The sequence below is a fragment of the Paenibacillus zanthoxyli JH29 genome (assembly GCF_000520715.1).
Classification (GTDB): Bacteria; Bacillota; Bacilli; order Paenibacillales; family Paenibacillaceae; genus Paenibacillus_AQ; species Paenibacillus_AQ zanthoxyli.
Genome location: NZ_ASSD01000695.1, coordinates 1 through 1,439 on the forward strand (window position 1 = coordinate 1; position 1,439 = coordinate 1,439).

Genomic DNA, 1,439 nt, shown 5'->3' on the forward strand with positions numbered 1-1,439 from the left:
TGAAGATTACGGCGCTGCGGGGCAATGTGGCCGAGGTTGCCAATGTTATCGGTGAGAAATGGTCCATTAAAGGCGTGGACGCGGGCGCAGGCGACGGCGATCATGTCGAAGTCGCCCAAAAAGCGGCGAAAAAGCTCGGATGCATCGCCATTGTTACCGGTAAAGAGGATATTATCACCGACGGTAATAAAACGTATATCGCGGCGAACGGTCACCCCATTCTGACCAAAGTAACCGGAACCGGCTGCCTGCTCAGCTCTGTCGTTGCCGCTTTCCTCGCGGTCGCCGGGGATTCCCCGCTGGAAGCGGCGGCCGAAGCCCTCTCCTTCTACGGAGTCGCCGCCGAAATCGCCGCCGCCAAGACGGCTGAACAGGGTCCAGGCAGCTTCCAGCTCGAACTCCTGAACCAACTGGCGCTTCTTACGCCAGAGGAATACGGGAAGTTGTCGAAAATCCGGGAGGCTTAAACAGGAATTTTCCAACAAGGGAGACGTAAAAATATGAACGTATACAAGGCGTTAACGATCGCCGGCTCGGACAGCGGCGGAGGCGCGGGCATACAGGCCGACCTTAAGACGTTTCAGGAGCTGGGCGTTTACGGCATGTCGGCGCTGACCGCGGTAACGGCGCAGAATACGCTCGGCGTTCAGGGCGTGTATCCGCTTGATCCGGAAGCCGTGGCGCAGCAGCTTGATTCCATTGGCGAGGATCTGACCCCAGATGCGGTCAAGACCGGCATGCTGTTCAGCGGGGAAATTATCCGGACCGCCGCCGAGAAAATCCGGCAATATGGATGGAATAACCTGGTGGTAGATCCGGTGATGGTAGCCAAAGGAGGGTCCTCCCTTCTTCAGCGGGAAGCGGTGCAGTCTCTGATCCGGCATCTGCTTCCGCTCGCCCTTGTAACGACGCCGAACATTCCGGAAGCGGAAATCATTGCCGATATGACAATCGCCAGCCTGACAGACTGCGAGGAAGCGGCAAAAAGGATCGCGCAGATGGGTTCGCGTCATGTTGTCGTTAAGGGAGGCCACGGCAGCGGGAACGGCGTCGTCACGGATGTGATGTATGACGGCGACCATTTCATATACATGGAGAGTCCCCGCATTGATACCCGGCATACGCACGGAACGGGCTGCACCTATTCAGCCGCGCTGACGGCGGAGTTGGCGAAGGGCCATTCGGCAGAGGAAGCCGCCCGAACGGCCAAGGCATTTATCCGGGCGGCGATCGAGGACGGCCTCGGCATCGGGTCGGGACATGGACCGACCAATCATTTTGCGTACGGCCGCAGGCTGCGCGCGGAAGGGAGTGAGAAGCGATGAGCGAACGGGAAGCCATCTCAAATGACGGCAGGCTGGACAGCGAAGCGGTGCGGGAACATCTTCGGGTATACTTCATCATGGGCAGCGTCAACAGCCGCAGACCGGCAGGCGAAG

General features: G+C 59.1%; 2 protein-coding genes. Both read left to right on the forward strand.

Going from position 1 to position 1,439, the window contains the following annotated elements; genetic code table 11:
- The coding region (locus L691_RS0126770; RefSeq protein ID WP_025693262.1) for a hydroxyethylthiazole kinase at nt 1-467 on the forward strand (467 nt) is incomplete at its 5' end.
- 33 nt (nt 468-500) lie between these two features.
- Complete coding sequence (gene thiD, locus L691_RS0126775) at nt 501-1,325, forward strand: bifunctional hydroxymethylpyrimidine kinase/phosphomethylpyrimidine kinase (RefSeq protein WP_025693263.1); 825 nt, start codon at nt 501-503, stop codon at nt 1,323-1,325.
- The last annotated feature ends 114 nt before the right edge of the window (nt 1,326-1,439 follow it).